This is a genomic window from Streptomyces sp. Ac-502 (assembly GCF_045222935.1).
GTDB classification, from domain to species: Bacteria; Actinomycetota; Actinomycetes; order Streptomycetales; family Streptomycetaceae; genus Streptomyces; species Streptomyces monomycini.
Genome location: NZ_JBHFFO010000001.1, coordinates 585,593 through 604,698 on the forward strand (window position 1 = coordinate 585,593; position 19,106 = coordinate 604,698).

Genomic DNA, 19,106 nt, shown 5'->3' on the forward strand with positions numbered 1-19,106 from the left:
TCGTAGTACGCGGCGAAGAGCCCGGCCTCGTCGATGAGTTCGTCGACGACGTCGAGGTGGACCCCCGGGGGAGGGAATCCGCGTCCCGGCAGAGTCTCTTCGCCGCGAGCAGGGTTCCGGCCCGGTACGCGTCGTACCCCCGGTTGGCGATGCCCTCGTACTCGAAGAGGTTGAGTGAGCGGCCGTCGCCGAGCAGGGTGACCGTCGCGCCGTGCGGCAGGTGGTGGCGCACCCCGACGTGCGGGACGGGTGTCGCCGTGGCACCGCAGCGGCCCTCGCTGAGCACGCTGAAGTCCTTGGTGGCGAAGCCTGCCAGGAACGTGCCGTCGGGCAGCAGCGGTACGTCCTGCTCGGTGATGGCGGTGCCGCCGCTGCTGCCCACGACGAGGAAAGGGCGGTGCAGGGTGAGCGCCTGGGCGATGGTGCGGTGTGTCTCGAAGCCGTCTTCCGCGGCGGTGATGAGCGCCAGGATGTCGGTGTCGACGATGTGGACGCGGCAGCCGAGCCCGCGCAGGGCCTGCGCCGCGCGCTTGCCGAGCGTGCCGTAACCGAGGAGCAGGACGTGCCGGCCGATGAACTTCTCGCCGGGGACGATGGCCCGCAGCCTGCGGATGCAGGAGTCGGCGATCTCGTTGTAACCCAGGTGCGACTTCAGGCGCGAGCGGGCCATGTTCAGTACCGGGACGGCGAGCCGGCCGGGGGCGTTCCTGATGCGCTTGAGACCGCTGACGGTGAGTTCGATGGCCGCGTCCACCCGTTCGACGAGGCCGTTGTCGCTCCCGCGGCCCTGGGCGAGCAGGCCGCCGTCGTCGATGACGAGGACCCTGCGGCCGACGGCGTGCGCCCGTCGGACGAAGTCCTCCACGCGGGCGTCGACCGCCAGCGCCTCGGCACGGGCGGACTCGTCCGCCGTACCGTTGATCACCGAGTTGTCCAGCACGTCGCTGGCGTAGCCGCGATGCACGAACCACGCGTGCACCCGGTCGCGGTGCAGGGTGCGGTCGCCCTTGGACAGGGCGTAGACCCACGCGGGGTCGAGCCCGGCCCTCTCCATGGCGAGCAGGAAGCCGACGCTGTTCTCCACGTAGTGGTCGCGGAAGACCAGGGCCCAGTCGGCGAGAGCCGGTTCGGGGGCGTCGAAGCGGCTGAGCAGCGGCATCGCGTCGACGATGGAGGCGATCTCGGCGTCGGTGTAGCAGCGGGCCCGCCGGCCGAGCTCCTCCACGAGCGCGGCGAACACCGTCTGCGCACGGGGAGGCAGCGGTCCGGACGCCGTCACCAGCACGCGGCGCTCGCCGGGTCCGGACGGAACGGGGTCGAGCGTGCCGGGTGGCCGGTGCGGCAGGGGGCGCTGCGGATCGTCAGCGCGGTGCCCTCGACGCGCACGGTGCACCGGCCGGGCCCTTCGTCCTCCAGCCGGGCCGGCCCCCGGGGCCAGGTCTGGCCGGCGATCACCGTACGCACCGCCGCCAGGATCTCGGCGGGCTCCAGCCGGCCGTCCACCACCTCGAACGGGCCCGGTGGGCCGGAGTGCGGCGCTTCCGCCGCATGCTGAGTGTGACTCGAATCCACTTCAGATACCGACATATATCCACCCACGCCAGGCGTGCATTCCTCGTGAGAACGGTCCTGTGCGGCCGAGTCGGCGCTCTGTGCAAAGCATCCGGTGATCGGCCTCGGCAGCTACCTTCCGCCGGAGACCGACGGCCGGGCATCTGTCGGGTTACGAGTCTTCCTGTGCGCTTTCTGTGCGGCACGGCGGACGAGGATCACGTAACGGGACGGCATGAACCGCCGCGCATCAGTCAATGCATCAGTCGGCGGGGGCGGTCACCAAGAGAGGCACACCGAATGCTCGTCGGGCGTGAGCAGGAAGAACGTGAACTGACGCGGATCGCTGCCGCGTTGCGGGAGGGCCGGAGCGGCTCTCTCGTCCTGAGAGGCGCGGCCGGTATCGGCAAGAGCGCACTGCTGCAGCAGCTGAGGCACGAGGCGCAACCGGACGTGACGGTGTTCGGCGCGGTCGGTGTCGAGAGCGAGGCCGAACTCCCCTTCGCCGCTTTGCATCAGTTACTCCTGCCCTTACTCGGCTCCATGGACCGGCTTCCGCCGCCCCAGAGCGTCGCCCTGCGCTCGGCCTTCGGCCTTCAGAGCACCCCCGCCGACCGGTTCCTGGTGGCGCTCGCCGCGCTCACCCTCCTGTCGGAGGCGTCCCGCACCACTCCACTGCTGCTCCTGGTCGACGACGCCCAATGGCTCGACGCCCCGTCGGCGGACGCCCTCTTGTTCGTCGCCCGGCGCCTGGGCGCGGAAGCCGTCGGCATCGTCTTCGCCGTACGCGACGGCTCGCGCCCCTTTCCCGCACCGGGCCTGGCCGAGCTGCCCGTCGGCCCGCTGGCCCCGGCCGCCGCCACGACCCTCTTGGCCCGGCACCTGCCGCACACCGCCCCCGCCACCCGCGACAGGCTGCTCCGCGCGGCCGGCGGCAATCCGCTGGCCCTGACCGAACTCCCCCTCGCCCTCAGCCGCGCCCAGCTCGACGGCGCGGCGGCGCTGCCCGAGGAACTGCCGCTCACCGAACGGCTGCAACGGCTCTACCGGCACCGGATCAGCGACCTGCTCGCCCGGCCGGGCAACGCCTGCCTGCTGGCCGCGGCCGAGGGCGAAGGCGAACTGGCCGTGATCCTGCGCGCCGCCGGTGACACCGACCGGGCCATGGACGAACTGGCCGCCGCGGAGAGCGCGGGCCTGCTCACCCTCGACCAGCAGCACCTGCGCTTCCGGCACCCCCTGGTCCGCTCCGCCTTCTACCAGGGCGCGCCCCTGAGCCTGCGCCGCGCCGCGCACATCGCCCTGGCCGAGACCCTAGACGCGGGCGACGACCGGCACGTATGGCATCGAGCCGCCGCGGCCGTGGGCCCGGACCAGCAGGTCTGCCGCCTGCTGGCGGAGATGGCCGCCCGGACCCGGTCCACCGGGGGCGTCGCCACCGCCGCCAAGGCCCTGCGCCGCGCCGCCGCCCTCGCGCCGTCGTCCCCTTTACGGGCCCAGCTGCTCATCGACGCCGCCGACTGCGCCTGGACCGCGGCCCAGGCCACCGAGGCCGAGGCCCTCCTCAAGGAGGCGGAGCCGCTGGTGGACCGGCCGGCTCTACGGGCCCGGCTGGTGCGGGTACGCGGCACCATCACCCATGCCTCCGGCGACCCGTCCATAGCGTGCGTGACGCTCCTCGAAGGCGCCGAGCTGACCGGGCGTTCCGATCCGTACCACGCCCGGGAGTCCCTGGCCATGGCCGCCCGCTCCGCGTGGGTCGCCGACGATCCCGGCCGTCTGGCCCACGTGGCCGGTCTGCTGGAACGTCTGGCCACGCCGGACGGCGACCGTACCGGCGTACAGCGGGGCGAGTCCCCCGATCCGCTCGCCCGGCACCTGCGGTACCTCAGCGGCCTGGCCGCCGACCGCACCACCGCTCCCCCGGGCTCCGCCGACGCCGACGTACGCGGCGCGCGCATCCCCGACACCTGGATCCGCCCCGAGGACCCCCGCCCGTGGGTCTGGCCGCCGACGTTCCTGCCGCACCTGCTGAACGTCACCCTGCCCCTGCGCGACACCCTCCAACGGGCCGTGGACACCCTGCGCCGCAACGGCGCGATCGGCGCGCTGCCCATGTCTCTTGCGCCTCTGGTAGCCCTCCAAATGGTCACCGGCCCGTGGTCCGAAGCCACCGCCCACGGCAACGAAGCCCTCGCCCTGGCCCTGGAGACCGGACAGCTCGGCGCCGCGAGCCACCTCCGCGCGATGCTCGCCTGGATGGCCGCTGCCCAGGGCGACAGCGCCCGCTGTCTGCTCCTGGCGCGGGAGTCCCTGGACATCGCCGTACCGCGCCGCATCGCCAGCGCGGTGACGCTCGGCCACTGGGCACTGGGCCTGAACAGCCTGGCCGAGCGCCGGCCGGCGCACGCCGCGCAGTTGTTGGGCGAGGTCTGCTCGGAAGGCGGTACGGCCGGCCACTTCATGCTGCGCCGCCTCGTCCTCCCCGACTACGTCGAGGCCGGCGTCCGGGCCGGCGAACCCCGGCGCGCCGAGGAGGCACTACGGCGCATCGGCGGCCTCCACCCGCACGACGGCCCGCACCTGCTCGCGGCCCGGCTGCGCTGTCAAGCCCTGCTCGCCCAGGGCGACCGCGCTGAAGAACTCTTCACCGCCGCCCTGGACAAGGCCGACGTCTCCCCTTTCGAAACGGGCCGCACCCTGCTGCTGTACGGCGAGTGGCTGCGCCGCGAGCGCCGCATCAAGTTCGCCCGCAAGCAATTGCGGCTGGCCGAAGACCATCTGCACAGGATCGGCGCCCTGCCGTGGGCCCGGCTGGCCCGTATGGAACTGGCAGCGGCGGGCGACCGCTCCGCCCGGGCCGCGGCGCCCGCCAAAGCCGCTGACGAGTCCTCCCTCACCGTGCGGGAACACCAGGTCGTGCATCTCGCGGCACAGGGGCTGAGCAACGGCGAAATCGGCGCGCGCCTTTTCCTGAGTCCCCGCACCGTGGGCTACCACCTCTACAAGGCGTTCCCCAAACTGGGTGTGGGTTCCCGCGCCGAACTGCGCGGAATGGCGTTCGACGAGGCACGGTGACCGGCGCCCGGCCGCGACCGCGACCGACCTGCCTACTGGCAGGAGCGCTCCAATCAGCTCCCCCATTCTCCGTGGGTTCTCCACGCACAACCCCAGGCATCTACCAGCCCATGTCCTTGGCCACCTCTTCCTGGGCTGCGGCGATCTCTTCCGCAGTGGACTCCGTGATGTCTACATCGCATGCCCACTCGAACCGGGACAGCAGATCTGCGAGCGCCTGCTTCTGAGCCGGGTGCGTGATCGTCACGGCGTTCAGGTCGGTGCTCATCAGCCAGTCGAACAGCACGATGGCATCGGCACGCCACAGCCGTACGTTGACGGTCGGCACGGATTCCCACGATTCATCGGCATTCATGAGGGCATCGTGCCAGGTGGTTTCCACGCCGGGAGTTCGGCCCGGCCGCGCTCGCGACGGTACGGAATGACCGGGCCGGACCTGGCGGCGAACTGACGCGAATTCAGCCCTGAAACCCTTTTGGGCTCGCACCGCAATAGCGGCGCACCTCATCTGCCACCGTCGAGCGTGACCAGCCGTAACGAGCGAACACCGCGCGGGGCACCTGCCTGGCCAGGGGGCAAAACGGAGAGGGGCACCCGGTCATGCTGCCGGGTGCCCCTCTCGTCATGCGCTGCTGCGGGGGTCAGGACGTGCTGGGCCACATGGCAGTGCGCGAGCCGAGGGTGCCCTTCCCGTTGCCCGGGTAGAGGTACAGGCCGCCGGAGCTGTTGATGGCGGCGATGTCGGCCTTGCCGTCGCCGTTGAAGTCACCACCCATGACGGCCCGGAAGCCGCCCCAGCTCTCGTCGGGCCACATCGCCTTGTCGTAGTCGAATGTGCCCTTGGTGTTGCCCGTGTACAGGCCCAGGCCGCCGGTCTGGGAGACGGCGGCGATGTCGTCACGGCGGTCACCGTTGAAGTCGGCGGTGGTCAGGTGCTTCTTGGACCAGGTCTTGTCGTGCCAGACCTGACGCTTGAAGCCGGACAGCCGGCCGTCGGCGGTGGTGGTGTAGGCGTACAGCGAGCCGTCGTTCCACATGCCCACCAGGCCGTCGCGGCCGGAGTCGTCGGCCTTGTAGCGGGCGAACTTGGAGACGGTCTTCCAGGAGCCTTCCTTGGCCATCGAGCGGGGCGAGCCCAGCTTGCCGCTCTTGGTGCCCGGGTACAGGTCGAGGTAGCCGTCGACGTTGAGGGCGGCGATGTCGGTCAGGCCGTCGCCGTCGAAGTCGCCGGCGGTCATCGCGCGCTTGCGGCCCCAGGAACCGTCGTGGTTCCACAGCTCGCGGCCGTATTCGAGCGTGCCGTCCGGGCCGGTGTAGAAGACGTGCAGGTTCTTGTCGTCCAGCACGGCCGCGACGTCGGGGCGGCCGTCGCCGTTGAAGTCGGCCGAGGTGACGACGTCGGTGACATGGCTGTGCAGGGCCGTCAGGCGGATCTGCTGGACCCAGCGGTGCAGGTCGTCGACGCGGGTCTCGACGGCGCCCGTACGGGTCTCCTCGGAGCCGAAGCAGCCGCCCTGCCAGGAGGCGTGGCTGACCGCGACCAGCTCGGGGCCGCCGGCCTCCGTCTCGCGCAGGGCCGGGCCGCCGGTGTCGCCCTTGCAGACGCTCGCACCGTCCTTGCCGGTGACGGCGAGCGTGCTCTTGTCCACCGCGTCCACGGAGAAGCCGCCGCTGTGCAGGCGGCCGGGGACCCACTCGTCCTTGGTGCGGCCGTAGCCGGCCACGCGCAGGGTCTCACCCTGGGCGGGAGCCGCGGAGGCGACGGCGACCGGGGTGACGTCCTCGACCGGTGCGGACAGCTTCGCCATCACCAGGTCCCGGTCCGTACGCGGCACGAGTTCGGTGACGGTGCGCACCTGCCCGCCCTTGCCGGACAGGTCGGTGCGGCCGATGGTGGCCGAGGCGGCCAGCTTCGGCTTGCCGGCGGCGACCTGGTCCTGGCCGGGCTTGTCGGCGAAGCAGCTGGCGGCCGTGAGCAGCCACTGCGGGTCGACCAGGGCGCCGGTGCAGGCGCGCTGGCCGCTGCCGATGTCGAGCTTCGCCGTGAACGGGTTCGCCCCGTCCTTGGCGGCGTCACCGACGACTGCATGGGCGGGGACACCGGTCAGCATGCTCGCCGCGACGGTGGTCGCGGCCACTCCGGTGAGCCATGCGGCGCGCGGACGTCTGCCAAACACTCTTGCTTCCTCAATTCTTGGGAGGGAGATTGCGGGGAGGGGGCGGGAAAGGCGCGGGGCGCTCGCGAGGGCCGGCGCGGCAGCGCCTTCCGGGGGCCGGGCCCTCCGGACGGGGGCCCAGGCCCGGACGGGATTACTTGCTCGCGATGATTTCGAGCAGCGTGTGTTCCCGGCCCGCGGGGTCGGCGTTCTCGCCGATTCCCTTCCAGGAGTTCTTCGGGACGTCGAAGGACTTCTTCTCGGTGCCGACGGTCATGTTGACCTTGGCCTTGTAGTCGTGGCTCTGCACGCCGCCGACCGCGGGGACCTCCAGTGCGAGGTAGCCGCTGTCCCCGGAGACCTTGAAGCAGAAGTCCGCGCGGTCGCGGGCGATGAACCGAAGCAGGTTCGGGCTGCTGTCGCATTCGGCGAGGACGATGTGGCCGTCACCGTGCTTCAGCTTGAGGTTCTTCTCCTTGAGGATGCGGTCCGCACCGGGGTAGGAGAAGTCCTCGATGGCGAGCGGGGGCTGCTCGGACGAGCCGGCGGCGACCGAGATCCGGTCCGCGCCGGGGCCCGAGGTCTGGTCGGCGGCACTGGCCGCTCCGGTCAGCAGGACGGCGCCGGCGACGAGGGCGCTTCCGGTCAGGCCAAGGGCCAGCGGCCGCAGGGGTATCCGCATCGATGACTCACGTTTCGGTTGGTGAAGGCTGAAGGGAGCAAACCGCCCCCAGCGGAAGGATTATCACTCGGCGTCACACATCATCAAACCCTGGAGCTTTGTTATCAAAGCGTCACCCGTCCGCCTATCGGCTCACGTATCCATCGATACCCAGGCACCACCCCGCCCTCAACATCCTTTCCTCAAAGGGTGGTTGACGCGCCGCGCCCGTCGCTTTGCTTCCACTCACGGGCCCGCCACTCGCAAGAAGCCCCCATTGTCAAGGTTTCGCGTGTGTGATCATCTTTCCGAACGCGTGGCCGCGCTTCTCGACTTCAACAAGAGATCCCGGATGGGGAAGCACCTGACATGAAACCGTCAAGCATGTCGCGCCAAGTTCGGCAGCTGCGCGGCAGACTCACCGCCGTGGCCGCGGCGGCCACGGCAGCGGTGATATTCGGTACGACCGTGGCGCACGCGCTCCCGGCGACACCCGGCGAAGGGGCGCCCGTGGAGGACGCCCGCGCGCGGGCCGTGGAGGCGTGGAAGGCCGGCGGCGCGGCGACCAAGCGGGAGGCCGCCAAGGCGCTGACCGGCTCGGCCGCCGACATGAACGCGTTCCTCGGCGGCGCGCTGCACCGGGCCGAGGTGGAAGACGCCCGGTTCGCCATCCTCAAGACGATGGCGAGCGCCGGCAAGGGCGTGTCCGCCGCGTCGGACAAGGCACTGACCGGCTCCGACGAGGAGGTCCTCGCCTTCGTCAAGGACGGATACGAGAAGCCGCTCCAGGACGACCGGCGCTTCGCGGTCCTGCGCGCCATGAACGCGGGCGGCAAGGCCGTCAACCGCGAGGGCCAGCGGGCCCTGGACGACGGCGCCCCCGCGGTGCTGGAGAAGTTCCTCCAAGAGGGCCTGGAGAAGGCCACCAACGAGGACAACCGCTTCGAAGTCCTGCAAGTGATGAACTCCGGCGGACCGGCCGTCAAGCAGGCCGCCGAGCGCGCGCTGAACGGGGACGCGGGGGACATCGCCGAGTTCCTGGAGCGCGGCCAGGAACTGGCCCGGGCGCGCGACCAGGAAACGATGACGGTCGCGCAACTTGCCCGAGTCGCCACCGAAGCCGGCAAGAAGGCCAAGCTCCAGACCGACGAGGCACTGGAAGCTGCCGAGGTCGCGGACAAGGCCGCGGCGAAGGCCAAGGCGGCCGCCGAGGAGGCCGCGCGGCAGACCGCGGCGGCCAAGTCCGACGCGGACAAGGCCGGCCGCTTCGCCACCAAGGCCGCACAGGCCGCCGAGGGCGCCGCCGATGCGGCCCGTACCGCCATCCGCGCCTCCAACAACGCGGTGGCCGCGGCCCGTACGGCAGCGCGCGCCGCCTCCAACGCCGCCTCCGCCGCTGCCGCGGCGAGCCAGGCCGCGTCCCGCGCCTACCGCGCGGCGAACGCCGCGGTGTCGGACGCCGGACAGGCCAAGGCGGCCCGCCAGGCCGCCCAGCAGGCACGCGATGCGGCGGCGGGTGCCCGTACCGCCGCGGCCGCGGCCGGCCAGGCGGCGAACGCCTCCGCGGCGGCCGGCAGGTCCGGTGCCGCGGCGGCCAGCGCCGCCCGCAACGCGGCCGCGGCGGCCGAGGCCGCCGCGCAGTCGAGTGCCAGCGCGGGCGCCGCGCAGGCCGAAGCGGCCCACGCCAGGCGGGCGGCTGCCACGGCCCGCGCCGAGGCCAACCGCGCGACCACCGCCGCCAACAGCGCGGTCTCCCTGGCCGACCAGGCGGCCAAGGCCGCCCGCCAGACCCGTACCGCGGCCGACAACGCGGCCGCGCACGCGGACGCGGCGGCCAAGGCGGCCGACAAGGCCGCGGACGAGGCGGGCAAGGCCCAGGACGCGGCCAACAAGTCCAAGGCCCACGCCGCCGCCGCGCTGGAGGCCGCCAAGACGGCCGGTGAGGCGACCGAGCAGGCCACCGAGGTCTTCAACGTCGCCCGGGCCGCCGAGGAGAAGATGCTGGAGGCCGACCTCGCCGCGTCGATCGAGCAGGCGCGCGACGCCAAGCGCTTCGAGGACGACCTCAAGCCGGTCCTCGCCAAGCAGCAGACACAGGCCGCCCAGACGGGCGAGGAGACCAAGCGGCTGATGTCCGAGGCCGGCGAGAAGCTGGGCAAGGACGACCAGGCGGCCGTAGGGGCGGCCCGCCAGGCGGCCGTCAACCTGCTGTCGAGCCAGGGCACCTGGACCCGCGCGGCCGCCGAGGACGCCCTGTCGGGCTCCGACGAGGACGTGAAGGCGTGGATCAAGCAGGACCGGATCGACGCCGAGCACCAGGACGACCGGGAGAAGGCCGTCTTCTTCAGCCGGATCGGCACGCCCCGCACGGCAGCGGCTGCCGAGGCCGCGCTGGACAAGGGACCCGAGGCGGTGCAGGAATTCCTGACCAAGGGGGCCTTCGAAGGGCAGAAGGAGGAGTACCGCTTCCAGATCCTCAAGGTCGTCAACGAGGCGGGCAAGGCGGTGAAGGACGCCGCGACCAAGGCGCTCGACGACGGCTCCACCGAGGCGCTGCACTCCTTCCTCACCGAGGGCTACGCCAAGGCGCAGGCCGAGGACGACCGCTTCCAGGCACTGCAGCAGCTGGAGCGGGGCGGGCCGATGATGAAGGCCGCCGCGCAGGTCGCCCTTGAGGGCACCGACACCATGCGCCGTGTCTTCGTCGAGCGTGCCCAGTACCGCGCCGCCCAGGCGGACCAGGACGCGGCGGCCCACACCGCGGCGATCCAGGCCCAGATCAGCGTCGCGGCGAAGGCCACCTCCCAGGCGTACGAGAACGCCGAGACCGCCTTCGAGGCCGCGGCCCGCGCCCAGGGCAAGGCGGACGACGCCAAGAAGTACGCCGCTCAGGCCCAGGCCAAGGCGAAGGAGGCCCAGGGCCACGCCAACCGGGCGCAGGAGTTCGCCAGCCAGGCCGACAAGTCGGCCGCCTCCGCGGCCGCCTCCGCCAAGAAGGCCAAGGCCGCGGCCGCCAAGGCGCAGGTCGCCTCCCGCCAGGCCAACTACTCGGCCACCCAGGCCACCGCTTCCGCACAGCAGGCAGTGGCCTCCGCGGCCAGCGCCCAAGCGTCGGCCAGCCGTGCCAAGACAGCCGCCATTGAGGCCGGCAAGGACGCTGCGGCCGCGCGTGCGGCCGCCAGCGAAGCCAAGCAGATCGCCCAGAACAAGCGCGAGGCCGAGCAGCGCGCGGCCGCGGAAGCCGCACGCAAGAGGGTCGAGGAGGCCGCGAAGCAGAAGCAGCGGCCCGAGGACGACGCCAAGAACGACAAGGCCGAGCTGCCCGGCAGCAAGGGCGGCGGCGACGACGGCAGCAGTGGCGGCTGCCCGCCGGGGAAGCAGACCTGGTGCGACTGGGCCGGTTACATGGGTGAGACCAGCACCTGGACCGGCTGGGCCGCGGCGGCCGCGAACCTGATTCCGGCCCCGGGCGTCGCGCAGGGCGTCAGCGCTGTCGCGGGAGGCATATCCCTCCTCTCAGGAGTCGGCAGCAGCATCTTCACCGGTGTCGCCTACGGATTCGGCAGCGATGAATTCTGGGCGTCCGCGCTCGGTACCACCGTCGGCTTCGTCGGCGGCAAGTTCAAGGGCGCCGTCACGAAGGGTGCCGGTCTAGTAAAGTCGGCAGGCACGAAGGCCAAGGAAGTGTTCGGCGACGCCGCCGGTTCGATCTATTCGGGCGTCACCGGCTTGTTCGGCTGACCGACCCTTTTGTAGAGCTGAGCTGTGGGGCCCGCTCGCGGGCCCCACAGTGGTAAGGAGAGAATCTTGCACGCCCCGCACATCCCCGTAAATGTCTGGTGGCTCATCGCGGCCGGCACGACGGTCCTTTTCCTCGCGGTCTGGCTGCCCATGATGCCAACGTCCCGGGCCAAGAAGCAGATCGCCATGATCCCCCTCTTCGGTATTGTCTTCCTGACGGTGCTCGGGAAGCTGCGGGGGCACGATCTCACAAAACTCCTCTCCATCTATTCCACCGTGTCCGTCGGGATGATTCTCGGTGTCATAGGGCGGCGCGCGGACATGCTCATAGCGGTGAAGCAGGGCGAGGACCCGCTGGGCACTCCGGCCAGCAAATCGGCCCCGGCGAACAAGCGGCTGACGGTTCAGCTGTCCGCCGGATTCGTCGTGGCGTTCGCCCTGTGGGCATGGCTCAACTGGGGTTGACTCCGAACGGCATCCGCGAGCAGGTCGGTCAGCTCATCGAGCAGTCAGGCGCCTGACGGGCAGAGCCCGTGTCAGGCGCCTTTTTCGGTGTCTGGAAGAGCCCCGGCCCCGACGTAGTAGGAGTGAGCCTTTTCAGTCTGCCCACTGATCGGGTGATGGTGAGGCGGTGCGCAACGCACGAGGCACCCGTGCCGTTGAGGGAGGTGTTCAACGTCTCGACTCAACAGCGCAGGTGCCTCGTTGGTTCCTTATCCTGCCGCACTCGACTTGCCGCACGCCGTGGTCGAGTGGGTCACGATGCTCATCGTCACCCGCGAAGGTGACCGCCGGTGCAAGCTCCCGCCGCACCAGCGTGCCCTGATCGGTCTGGTGTACCTGCGCCGCCACGACACGCTTGCCCAGCTCTCGGCCGGTTTCGGCATCTCCGTCGGGACCGCTCACGCCTACGTCGGCGCCGTCATCACTCTGCTCGCCGTCCGTGCGCCGGGCCTGCTCAAGGTCCTGCGGGAGAGCGATCCCGGCTTCGCCCTGCTCGACGGGACTCTTGTCGAGTGCGACCGCGTCGGCGACGGCCAGGCGGACTACTCGGCCAGGCACCGGCGTCACGGAGTGAACGTGCAGGTGGTCACGGATCCGGCGGGACGGCTGCTGTGGCTCTCGCCCGCTCTGCCGGGCCGAACCCATGACCTCACCGCCGCCCGCACCCACCGGATCATCAGGATCTGCGGACGCCAGGGCGTCCCACTCGTGGCCGACCTCGCCTACCAAGGAGCCGGCCCCTGGCTGACCACGGCGGTCAAACGACGACCCCGCCAAGAGCTCACCCTGACCCAGAAGACCGTCAATCACGCGCTCGCCCGCACAAGAGTCCCGGTCGAGCGTGGTGTCGCCCGGCTGAAGACCTGGAGGATCTTCCGTCACGCCCGCTGCAGCCCGAATCGAATGACGTCAATCGCCAGGGCTGTCCTCACCCTGGAGCGGCAACGCTGAAAAGGCTCAGTGAACAAGAGCGGGGCGGGGCGCCGCCAGGAGTTCCGCTGGCTGTGTCAAGCCGTCAAGCGAACGCGCAGTCGGCGTGGTCCGTGGAGGTGGGCGATGGCTGCTTCGGCCACCCGTCGCACCCGGCCCCGAGCCGTGTGGCTGCCCGCGGTGGGCGATCTCGCCGGTGAGCGAGACCCGCAGCGGAATGCCGCCGCCGTCGGTCAGCACATGGTGCCTGGAGCCCGGCCGGCCCCGGTCAGCCGGACCCGGGCCGACTTTTGGGCGGCTTCACCCCCGTTTGTCCGCACGTGCGAGGCATCGATGGTGGCGCGGGAGGAGCCCAGCCGGTCCGCCGCCCGCAGGCGGCCCAGCAGCACCTGCCGCAGGTCTTCCCGGACGCCGGCCTGCTGCCATGCGGCAAGGACTCGTAAGGCGGTTGGGAAAGTCATCCGAACAGGTCGGAGAGCGCCAGGTCGACAGAACAGACTCCTCACATGTCGCCCGGCGAGCTGTTGTTGAGCCCCTGCCCCTCCGGGGGCGTTTTACGTTCACATGGCCCTGGAGCAGGTTCCAGTCCTTCGCACTCGTCTGCCGTGGGCGAATAGGCTGACCGACAGCCCGCGCGATGCGAGCGAAATGCACAAAGTCGCGTCGCCTACGCCCTCACTGACGTGCGGGCGCTGACCAGCACCGCGTTGCGGGTGCGACCAGCACAGCGATGCCTCCCCGGTGGCAACGCGCGCACCTGGCAGTCCATCTCGCTCAGCTTCCAGCGTGGGCGCTCGACAGACGCTTCGGGCTTCGGTGGCGCGAGCCACCCCGCATCTGGTCACCGCGCCATAGCAAGCCCTTCCTTTACAGCGCCCACGAACTGCGCCGCAGCGTCGGCTGCCTGTCCGCCGGAAGTCGGAAAATCAGCGTCACCGCTCCCCCACGATGACGCCGACGGAGGACGCCACCAGCCCGACCAAGGGGGACTGCGCCCGCCCACCCGCACCGCCAGGATGCGTCAACGGCGCGCGCGATGAAGTCGTTACGAGCGATACGAGCTTCGGAAAACGCGCCGCCTCAAGCTTCCAGCGCACTCATCAGGGGCCCTCCGGGCAACCGCGCCCGCGCGCAGGCTCGCTTCGAGACAAAGGGCGAGGCGGACGAGCCCGAGGCCCGCGGGTGCGGCAGATTCTTGTGATGAGGCATCGAAGAACGCTCCGCGTGGAAGGTGGTGCTCACGAGGCAGGAGAGGAGAAAATGGTGGACTGGACACTGGACGAGGCATTCGAGACACCCGGAGGGGTGGTGCGGTGGGGGGCCTTGGGCAGCGGTGACCCACTCGTACTGGTGCACGGCACGCCGTACTCCTCCCTCCTGTGGCGGGACATCGCTCCCGCGCTCGCCCGTACCCGCACGGTCTTCTTCTTCGACCATCTCGGCTTCGGCCGGTCCGAGCAGCGCGAGGGCCAGGACCTGAGCCTCGCGGCTCACTCAAGGAACTTCGCACAGCTCCTCGACCACTGGGGACTGTCCCGCCCCAGCGTCGTGGCTCACGACATCGGCGGGGCGGTAGCACTGCGGACCCTCCTGCTGGAGCAGAGGAACTACCGGGACCTGACCCTCTTCGACGCGGTGACCGGCGGCGAGTGGGAGCGGGGACTGTTCCGGCTCTTCCTGGAGCACGAGGAAGTCTTCCGCAAGCTTCCGGACTACGCCCACGAAGCGCTGGTCGCAAGCCATCTGCGGCACGCCACGCACGCCGGCTTCCGGCCGGGAATCCTCGACGCGTTCCTCGCACCGTGGCAGGGGAGGCAGGGCAGGCGGCGTTCTACCGTCAGTACAGCCAGATCAGGCAGGCGGACACGGTCGCGTACGAGCAGTTGCTGGGCAATGTGTCGATTCCGGTACGGATCGTCTGGGGCCGCGAGGACCGCATTCTCCCTCCGGAGTACGCCGAGTGGCTGCACGAACGGGTTCCGCACGCCGAACTGCACTGGATCGAGGCCGCCGGCCACCTCCTCCAGGAAGACGCGCCCGGCCAGTTGCTGGCCTGCCTGACATCTGGTTTCGCATCAGCCTGAGCTACGGGGCAGCCGAGCGGCTGATCCGGCCCGAAGACACCCACGAGCACAGGCCCTCCTGATCGGGGGCGTGCCACGAGACGCTTCACCGTCGGGCCGTGTCTCCAGGCTGACCGGGACGACGTCGGACCGGGGCCGGGGCTTCGACATCCCCTGCCTCGAAGTGATCGGCGCGCTTGGCGCATTCGCAGGGAGTCTCGGCCTCCGGGGCTTTCTCCGCCGTCGGTGACCGACGTCGACGCTGCTGGCCGGAGCGTGCGTCCTGGCTGGGCCCGGCAAGCCCGGCAAGCAGTCCGAAGCACTGCACCGACAGCAGGTGGATCGTCTGCTCCTGGCTCCGGACCGCTCCCGCACCGTCAACGAAATCGATGACGGACAGCACTGCGCACGCAAGAATCCGCCGGACGCCGAGGGCCGGGTGACCTGTAGCCCTGCGCCACCGCCATACGCGGAGATGGTCGCCCAGGGCCGCCGCCTGGGTCTGGCCGGGCACGAGGCCTACCGCTTCGGCGGCTGGGAGCAGACCCACTCACACGGCGAGCGGAGCCTCACCGACTTCTTCGCCGAACCCCTCAAACGGCACCAGGCCCGCGCCTTGCAGACCGGCGGTCAGCCACTTTCGGAGCCCCTCGCACAATGGACACGTGAGCGAGCACTTCAACACCCCCGAGCAGATCCCACCCTGGCGGCCCGAGGACGGACCCGAGCCGCGCGTGCGGTGCCGACCACCCGGCGATCAGGCGACCCTGTACATCGACGTCGGCGCCGGGACGTACGCGCCGGTGGTGGCGCGCCTGGGCCACGCCGACGGCCGCACCGAGTATCAGGTCGCCTTCCAAGCCGACCGTGGCCGGAGGACCGTGCACCAAGCGTCCTGGCGGCCCCGGCCCGGCCTGCGCGTCACCACGCCGTGCACGCAGACCGATTTGGTGCAGGGCCTGCTCGACACCGCGGAGACAGCCATATGACGACCACCACCTCGACCACGACGGCCGCGCGCGCCGTGACCGACGTGCTCCAGCCCCGCAACGTCCTCGTGGTGGGCATGTCGGGCATCGGTCTGGCGGCCGCGGGCGACTGGACCGGTCTGCCGTGGGGCCTGCTCGGCGCACTGTGCGCCGGGCTCGTCCCGGCCGGGTACATCGAGTGGCAGCGCAAGCGCGGCACCTGGGGTGACCGGCACGTTGTCGACCGTACGATAGCGGGGCCCCATCTTCCTGGTGATCCTGACGTCCGTCGGACTCGGGGCGATCGTGATGGTCCTCGGCCATGCCCCGACCGGCATTCTCGTCGCCATGCTCGCCCTGTGGGCCATGACCGTCGTCCTCCTGGCCGTCAACACGGTCTGGAAGATCTCCGTGGACTCCGCGGTGGCTTCCGCGGCCCCCGCCCTGCTCGCCGTCGTGCACTCGCCCTGGTGGCTGCTGGCCTACCTGCTCACCATCGCGGTGTGCTGGTCGCGGGTCGTGCTGACGTACCACACCGTCGCCCAGACCGTGGCCGGCGCGTCCTGCGGCGCTGTGACCGCCGCGGCGTTCCTCCTGGCCTGACCCGGCGGACAGCGGCGCTCCGGGCCTCCTGGCCCGGAGCGCCGTGGCGTTGAGGCCGTGCACAGCGTGGCAGACGCACCGTCACGTCGTACAGTCGCCTGAACTTCGCGGCGCTCTGCCTTTCGCGCCCCTGCCCGCCGCGGCTTGCTCCGGAATACTGGAGGCTCCAGCAGGCCACCCGCCCGACCACCTGAGCTCGCCAGGCGAGCCGGCAACGGATCCGGGAACGGAGGCTCCGCCTGTCCGGCTGTGAGGTAATCACCCTCGCATGCATCGAGCTGCTGGACGAGCTCAGCAGGGACTGGTCGGTCGCTGGCGCGCGGCTCACGAAGAATCCGCCCGCGGCACATCGCGCTGGGCGATACACGGGACGCCGACGGCGCCCAAGAACCAGCACCTGCCCGCCGTCACACCGAAGTCGTTGACCGCATGCCTGCGGCGGCTGGAGCGCAACGGCGTGGTGGAGCGAGTGGTCCTGTCCACGGAACCGGTGGCCATCGAGTACCGCATCACCCCCTGGGCCGGAGCCTTGAATCACCGCTGCGCGCCATGCTGGGGTGGGTCGTCGACCACCTCGACACGGTCGAAACCGCCCGCGCCCGCTACGACGAGCGGGGGACGCACAGCTGACACCCCGACACGTCGCCACACAGGCCGGCGCGAGAGCCGCCGGCCATCACGCGTCGGCCATCACGCGGCGGCATCCGCCGCACCCCACCACAGCGGGACGGGCCCCGGCGGCGGCCGGAACGCTTACGTCCGCCTCGGCGCCGCAGCAGCTCCGGCCGTCCAGCTCCACGGACGGGCGCCGGACACGGGCCGGGCAAGGCCGCCCCCGGCCCGGCCGCCCAGTCCATCCCGCTCCCCGCCGAGAGCCGCGGGCCGCCCCGTCGTCTCGTCACTCAGTCGGAATGCCCGCGCGGGCGGCCAGGCGTTCGAGGATGCGGGAAAGCGCCGCACGGTCCTCCGGGGTGAGCGGCGCCGTCAGCTCCTCGTCGAGCGCTTCGGCGAGGCCGCCGGCCGCGCCGAGCAGGCGGCTGCCACCTTCGGTGAGGGTCAGGCGCTGCCGGCGCCGATCGGCGGGATCGCGTACGCGTTCGATCGCGCCGAGCGCTTCGAGGTGGTCGGCGAGCTGGACGACCAGGCTGGGCGCCACCCGCATGACGCCGGCCAGCTCAAGCTGCGACTCGGCCCCCGGATCCGCAGAACACTGAGCAGGGCCACGTGCTTGGGCTTCAGTTCGAGCCCGGCCAGCCGCTCGGTATAGCGGGCTTCCTGCCAGGCGCCGAGCACCCCGAGCCGGAAGGTGACGGTACCCACCGGCGAACGCGCCTCTTTCTCCACCATGGCAGGAATGGTAGCGTCCAAAAATGATTCACACCATGAACGCTTCTCGTTACGAACGAATTCTCCGTCTCGTGAACGTACTGGTGGCGGCCGTCTCAGCGGCCTTCGGCCTGCTGGCCCTGCTCGCTCCCGCGGCGTTCCCCGGCGCCACCGGGCAAGCAGGTCCCGACCTCTTCGCCGAGATGTACGGCGCCCGCTCCCTGCTGATCGCCGCGGCGGTGACCTGGCTCGCCGTCACCAGACGCGACCTGCACCCGATGCTCGTCCTGGCCGGCGCCGTCCAACTCGCCGACCTCGCCATCAATGCCGCATCCGGCTCCCCCGCCACGCTCCCCGGCCCCGCCCTGGCCGCCGCCGTCCACCTCACCTCGGCGCATCTCCTTCGCCCGGCCGGCCCCAGCAAGCGGCATCCGGCCGGTGAAAGCTCATAGGCAGGTGCCGGAGCGACTGCGGAGGTCTTCGCGGATCAGCGGCTCAGGCGACGGGTCCCATGGTGCGGTCGAAGTCGGCATGGCCGTGCTCCCCGCCCAGCGCAGGGTTGCCACGGCCACGCCGATCAGCGCGCCGGCCGAGGCCCGAGAGCCGAAGTCGGCCGGGCACGCGCGCGTTCGGCTCGGACAACACCGCACATCCAACCGCTACGCTTACGGCCTGGGGAGCGGCAGGAAGCGGAACAGTGAGCGGTCGGAGTGCGCCCCGCCTCCCCCGAGCCGTTCAGCCCTTACTGGGCAGGGTCGCCCTTGAGAACGATGAGCGCCGTTCACGGCTGTGCCAGCCTGGTGCCCGAACGGCAAGGGAAGGGAGGCCACCGTGGGCGGTGTCGACCGTGAGCCGCTCCCTATGCGCGCGTCGGAGGCCGAGCGAGAACGCGTGGCCTGGATTCTGCAACAGGCATACGTCGAAGGGCGGCTGGACCTTCCTCTGCTCCACGAGCGTCTGGACTCGCTGTGGCAGGCCGCCACCTGCGACGACCTCGCGGCCCTCGCCCAGGATGTGGCCCCGCCGCCGGCCCCGGAGCCCGCCGCCATGGAGCTGCGCGCGGGGCACAACGCCCGTGTACGCAAGGAGGGCCGATGGCCGGTGCCGCAGCATATCCGCGCCGTCGCGGAGAAGGACGGCCGGATTCACCTGGACTTCACCCAGGCGCACTGCCCCCACCGTGTGGTGATCATCGAGGCGGCATGTGTCAGCAACGGCCCGATCACCCTCGTGGTGCCGAGGGGCTGGGCAGTGCACACCGACGCGGTCGTCATCCGTGGCAATGGCAAGGTCGTCAACGACACCACGTTTCCCGCGGACCCCGCCGCGCCCACGCTTCGTCTGTCCGGTATAGCCGACCGGGGGCGCATCAAGGTCAGCCACCCGCACCAGCCCCGTGGCCGCAAGGGCTAACGGTCTGGGGAGCGGGACCGTGAGACGGTGAGCGGCAGAGCCGCGCGGGAGACGGCCATGGCTCGGCCGGGGCCGTTACGGGCGAAGGCCCGCATGGGTCGGGCACGTTGTG

13 protein-coding genes and 5 pseudogenes are annotated in these 19,106 nt (G+C 71.1%); 11 read left to right on the forward strand and 7 right to left on the reverse strand.

All coding sequences use genetic code 11. From position 1 onward, the window contains the following. Positions 1–226: 226 nt before the first annotated feature. Positions 227–1,159 (reverse strand): annotated as a pseudogene (locus tag ACEXOX_RS02735) (hypothetical protein); the annotation flags it as partial. 116 nt (positions 1,160–1,275) lie between these two features. Beyond that, positions 1,276–1,572 (reverse strand): hypothetical protein, encoded by a 297-nt coding sequence (locus tag ACEXOX_RS02740; RefSeq protein WP_406518858.1) that lies wholly within the window; start codon positions 1,570–1,572, stop codon positions 1,276–1,278. Between the two features lie 279 nt (positions 1,573–1,851). On the opposite strand from ACEXOX_RS02740, the gene ACEXOX_RS02745 reads away from it, so the two are divergent. Beyond that, complete coding sequence (locus ACEXOX_RS02745; RefSeq protein WP_406518859.1) at positions 1,852–4,629, forward strand: AAA family ATPase; 2,778 nt, start codon at positions 1,852–1,854, stop codon at positions 4,627–4,629. Positions 4,630–4,729: 100 nt separating this feature from the next. On the opposite strand, the gene ACEXOX_RS02750 is transcribed toward ACEXOX_RS02745, so the two are convergent. The 3 genes from ACEXOX_RS02750 to ACEXOX_RS02760 form a co-directional block, all read right to left on the reverse strand. Beyond that, positions 4,730–5,011, reverse strand: coding sequence for a hypothetical protein (locus ACEXOX_RS02750; RefSeq protein ID WP_406518860.1), 282 nt, complete (start codon positions 5,009–5,011; stop codon positions 4,730–4,732). A 259-nt stretch (positions 5,012–5,270) separates the two neighbouring features. Beyond that, a complete protein-coding gene (locus tag ACEXOX_RS02755) occupies positions 5,271–6,806 on the reverse strand; it encodes a trypsin-like serine protease (RefSeq protein WP_406518861.1) in 1,536 nt (511 codons plus the stop codon). Between the two features lie 133 nt (positions 6,807–6,939). Continuing rightward, positions 6,940–7,467 (reverse strand): hypothetical protein, encoded by a 528-nt coding sequence (locus ACEXOX_RS02760; RefSeq protein WP_406518863.1) that lies wholly within the window; start codon positions 7,465–7,467, stop codon positions 6,940–6,942. 363 nt (positions 7,468–7,830) lie between these two features. On the opposite strand from ACEXOX_RS02760, the gene ACEXOX_RS02765 reads away from it, so the two are divergent. The 3 genes from ACEXOX_RS02765 to ACEXOX_RS02775 all read left to right on the forward strand — a co-directional run bounded on the left by ACEXOX_RS02765 (position 7,831) and on the right by ACEXOX_RS02775 (position 12,642). After that, on the forward strand, positions 7,831–11,187 hold the full coding sequence (locus tag ACEXOX_RS02765; RefSeq protein ID WP_406518864.1) for an ALF repeat-containing protein: 3,357 nt from the start codon (positions 7,831–7,833) through the stop codon (positions 11,185–11,187). Positions 11,188–11,253: 66 nt separating this feature from the next. Further along, the gene (locus ACEXOX_RS02770; RefSeq protein WP_406518865.1) at positions 11,254–11,652 is read left to right on the forward strand and encodes a hypothetical protein; all 399 of its coding nucleotides are present in this window, start codon (positions 11,254–11,256) and stop codon (positions 11,650–11,652) included. A 240-nt stretch (positions 11,653–11,892) separates the two neighbouring features. Further along, a complete protein-coding gene (locus ACEXOX_RS02775; protein ID WP_406518867.1) occupies positions 11,893–12,642 on the forward strand; it encodes a transposase family protein in 750 nt (249 codons plus the stop codon). Positions 12,643–12,701: 59 nt separating this feature from the next. On the opposite strand, the pseudogene ACEXOX_RS02780 reads toward ACEXOX_RS02775, so the two are convergent. Beyond that, positions 12,702–13,073 (reverse strand): annotated as a pseudogene (locus ACEXOX_RS02780) (IS5/IS1182 family transposase); the annotation flags it as partial. 808 nt (positions 13,074–13,881) lie between these two features. Here ACEXOX_RS02780 and ACEXOX_RS02785 point away from each other — a divergent pair. From ACEXOX_RS02785 to ACEXOX_RS02805, 5 genes and pseudogenes are all read left to right on the forward strand, one after another. Beyond that, a pseudogene (locus ACEXOX_RS02785) lies at positions 13,882–14,394 on the forward strand (alpha/beta fold hydrolase); the annotation flags it as partial. A gap of 122 nt (positions 14,395–14,516) precedes the next feature. Next, a complete protein-coding gene (locus tag ACEXOX_RS02790; protein ID WP_406518868.1) occupies positions 14,517–14,705 on the forward strand; it encodes an alpha/beta fold hydrolase in 189 nt (62 codons plus the stop codon). Between the two features lie 644 nt (positions 14,706–15,349). Further along, entirely contained in the window at positions 15,350–15,673 is a 324-nt protein-coding gene (locus ACEXOX_RS02795) for a hypothetical protein (RefSeq protein WP_406518869.1), read from the forward strand. After that, positions 15,670–16,255: pseudogene (locus tag ACEXOX_RS02800) on the forward strand (hypothetical protein). The gene ACEXOX_RS02795 and the pseudogene ACEXOX_RS02800 overlap by 4 nt, the downstream one beginning before the upstream one ends. A 268-nt stretch (positions 16,256–16,523) precedes the next feature. Further along, positions 16,524–16,715: pseudogene (locus ACEXOX_RS02805) on the forward strand (hypothetical protein); the annotation flags it as partial. A 438-nt stretch (positions 16,716–17,153) separates the two neighbouring features. On the opposite strand, the gene ACEXOX_RS02810 reads toward ACEXOX_RS02805, so the two are convergent. Further along, complete coding sequence (locus ACEXOX_RS02810; protein ID WP_406518870.1) at positions 17,154–17,417, reverse strand: MarR family winged helix-turn-helix transcriptional regulator; 264 nt, start codon at positions 17,415–17,417, stop codon at positions 17,154–17,156. 220 nt (positions 17,418–17,637) lie between these two features. On the opposite strand from ACEXOX_RS02810, the gene ACEXOX_RS02815 reads away from it, so the two are divergent. Together ACEXOX_RS02815 and ACEXOX_RS02820 are read left to right on the forward strand one after the other, a co-directional pair. Then, a complete protein-coding gene (locus tag ACEXOX_RS02815) occupies positions 17,638–18,033 on the forward strand; it encodes a hypothetical protein (RefSeq protein WP_406518871.1) in 396 nt (131 codons plus the stop codon). A 409-nt stretch (positions 18,034–18,442) separates the two neighbouring features. Beyond that, on the forward strand, positions 18,443–18,994 hold the full coding sequence (locus ACEXOX_RS02820) for a DUF1707 domain-containing protein (protein WP_406526203.1): 552 nt from the start codon (positions 18,443–18,445) through the stop codon (positions 18,992–18,994). Positions 18,995–19,106 lie beyond the last annotated feature (112 nt).